Origin of the sequence: Cellulomonas hominis, assembly GCF_005239125.1 — a bacterium.
GTDB lineage: Bacteria > Actinomycetota > Actinomycetes > Actinomycetales > Cellulomonadaceae > Cellulomonas > Cellulomonas hominis_A.
The window spans coordinates 1-2766 of sequence record NZ_SZYE01000293.1 but is presented as its reverse complement, the minus strand read 5'-3'; the positions used below and the strand labels follow the sequence as shown (position 1 = coordinate 2766).

3 protein-coding genes are annotated in these 2766 nt (G+C 77.7%); 1 reads left to right on the top strand and 2 read right to left on the bottom strand.

The genetic code is table 11. The features are described from left to right. The coding region (gene sigE, locus FA014_RS19000; RefSeq protein ID WP_154731172.1) for an RNA polymerase sigma factor SigE at window positions 1-576 on the bottom strand (576 nt) is incomplete at its 3' end. A gap of 267 nt (window positions 577-843) precedes the next feature. Between sigE and FA014_RS18995 the strand changes: the two genes are divergently transcribed. After that, on the top strand, window positions 844-1476 hold the full coding sequence (locus tag FA014_RS18995) for an O-methyltransferase (protein WP_154731171.1): 633 nt from the start codon (window positions 844-846) through the stop codon (window positions 1474-1476). 94 nt (window positions 1477-1570) lie between these two features. Here the strand turns inward: FA014_RS18995 and FA014_RS18990 are convergent. Then, the coding region (locus FA014_RS18990; RefSeq protein ID WP_154731170.1) for a leucyl aminopeptidase family protein at window positions 1571-2766 on the bottom strand (1196 nt) is incomplete at its 5' end.

The following is a 2766-nucleotide window of genomic DNA, read 5'->3' as shown; positions in this document are numbered from 1 at the left end:
CTCGGCGGGGTCGCCCGCGGGCTCCGCCGTCGCCGCGCGTGCGGCCGAGGGCGCCCGGTGCTCGAGCGCCACCCGCAGCCGCGCGCGGGCGCGGTGGATGCGCGAGCGCACGGTGCCGAGCTTGATGCCGAGGGTCACCGCGATCTCCTCGTACGACAGCCCCTCGATGTCGCACAGCACGACGGCCGCGCGGTACTCCGGGGGGAGCTCGTCGAGCGCGCGCTGCACGTCGACGTCGAGGTTCTCGTGCTCGAAGGCGCGCTCGGGGCCGGCACCGGTCGCGGGGTACCGGTCGCCGTCCTCCCCCATCGCGTCCATGCGGATGCGCTGGCGGCGGCGGGCGCCGTCGAGGAACAGGTTGGTCGTGATCCGGTGCAGCCAGCCCTCGAACGTCCCGGGGGTGTACGTCGACAGCGACCGGAAGACGCGGACGAACACCTCCTGCGTGAGGTCCTCGGCGTCGTGCCGGTTGCCGGTCAGCCGGTAGGCGAGGCGGTAGACACGCGCGGAGTGCTCCCGGACGATCGCCTCCCAGGTCGGGGGCTGCCAGTCCGGGTCGGGCAACGAGGTCGCCATCCACGTCCTTCTGCTCGGGGGCCGCGGGTGCGGCGCGAAGTCCCAGGGACCCAGTGTCCCAGGGCGCGGGGCCCGGTGCGAACCGGGCCCACCCCTTCTTCCGCACAACGCGCACACGTCCCGCCCGGTTCCCTCGCGCGCGGGTGACGCCGCGGGGCGCCGCGGGCCGCCCGGCCGCCGCGCGCACTAGGCTGGCCCGCGGCGGCGCCACGTCCGCGCACCGCCCGCCGCACCCGGCGCGCACGACCCCCCGACCAGGAGGACATCATCGCCACCGACAAGGCCGCGAGCTGGGTCTACGCCGAGGGCTTCGTCCCCGAGGACGACACCCTGCTGCGGGCGCGGGACCGCGCGGGCGAGCTCGGCTGCACGCCCGTGCAGCCCGGCACCGGCGCCGCGCTCACCGTGCTGGCCGCCGCGTCCCGGGCGCGCGCCGTGGTCGAGGTCGGCACCGGGGCGGGCGTCAGCGGCCTGCACCTGCTGCGGGGGATGCCGTCGGACGGCGTGCTCACCACGATCGACGTCGAGGTGGAGCACCAGCGCGCGGCCAAGCAGGCGTTCGCCGAGGAGGGCGTCCGCGCGGCGCGCACCCGCACCATCTCCGGCCGGGCGCTGGACGTGCTGCCGCGGCTGACCGACGGGGCGTACGACCTGGTGTTCGTCGACGCCGACGTGGAGAGCTACCCGGCGTACGTCGAGCGGGCCGTGCGGCTGCTCCGGCCGGGTGGCGTGCTGGCCGTCGACGACGCGCTCTGGCACGACCGGGTCGCGGACCCGGCCCGGCGGGACGAGGCGACCACGCTGGTGCGCGAGACGGGCCGGCTGGTCCGGGAGGACGACCGGCTGATGCCGGCGATGCTGCCCGTGGGCGACGGCCTGCTGGTGGCCGTGCGCCGCTGAGCCACCGGGCCGGGCACGACGACGGCCGGCCACCCCGCGGGGTGGCCGGCCGTCGTGCTGCTCGGACGCGCGGCCCGGGTCAGCGCGGCCCGGGTCAGCGCAGCGCGGCGAGCCAGCGCAGCAGCAGACGCGCGCCGAACCCGGTGGCGCCCTCGGTGACCTCGTGCTTGTCCGCCGTCGACCGCGCGGGGCCGGCGATGTCCAGGTGCGCCCACGTCCGGGTGCCCACGAACTCGCGCAGGAACAGCGCCGCGGTGATCGACCCGCCGCCGTACTTCGCGTCCTGCGGGACGTGCCGCAGGTCCGCCACGGTGGAGCGCACGGCGTCGGCGTAGTCCTCGACGAGCGGCATCGACCAGACGGGCTCGCCCGACTCGGCGGCGGCGGCCTCGAGCGCCGCCGTGAGCCGCGGGTCGGTGGCGTACAGCGCCGCGTGCTGCTTGCCGAGCCCGAGGCTGGCGGCGCCGGTCAGCGTCGCGACGTCCACGAGCACGTCGGGGGCGAGCGTCGCGTCGGCCCAGGCGAGCGCGTCGCCGAGCACCAGGCGGCCCTCGGCGTCGGTGTTCGCGATCTCGACCGTGCGGCCGCCCCACATCCGCAGGACGTCGCCCGGGCGGTACGAGGAGGCGCCGAAGTGGTTCTCCGCGAGCGGGAGCACCGCGGTCACCCGGTGCGGCACCTCGGCGGCGGCCGCCCCGAGCACGGTCGCGAGCGCGACGGCGGCGCCGGCCATGTCGGTCTTCATCGGCACCATCGCCTCGCGCGGCTTGATGGACAGGCCGCCCGTGTCGTAGGTGATGCCCTTGCCGACGACCACGACGTGCTGCCGGCGGCGACCCGCGGTGCCGGCCGGGCCCGCCGGGTCGTAGGAGACGGTGACCAGCCGCGGCGGCGACGCCGACCCGGCGCCGACGGCGAGGATGCCGCCGAAGCCCTGGGCCTCGAGCTCGCGGGGGCCGAGCACCTCGACCCGCAGGCCGGCCGCGCGGGCCAGCTCCGACGCGCGGTCGGCGACCCAGGCGGGGTCCTTGGTGCTGGACGGGGTGTTGGCGAGGTCGCGCACCAGCCAGGTGGCGGTCGCGCCGCGCACGGCCTCGTCGAGCGCGGCCTGCACCCGGACGCCCTCCCGGCCGACGACGACCAGCCGCTCGGCCGGCGCCTCCGTCGGCGAGGCGGGCGCGCCGATCCGCTGCACGCGGTAGGCGGCCAGCAGGTAGCCCTCCGCGAACGCGCGGACCGCGCGCGGGCCGTCGGCGCCGGGCTCGGTCGCGACGGTCGTGAGCACGCGGC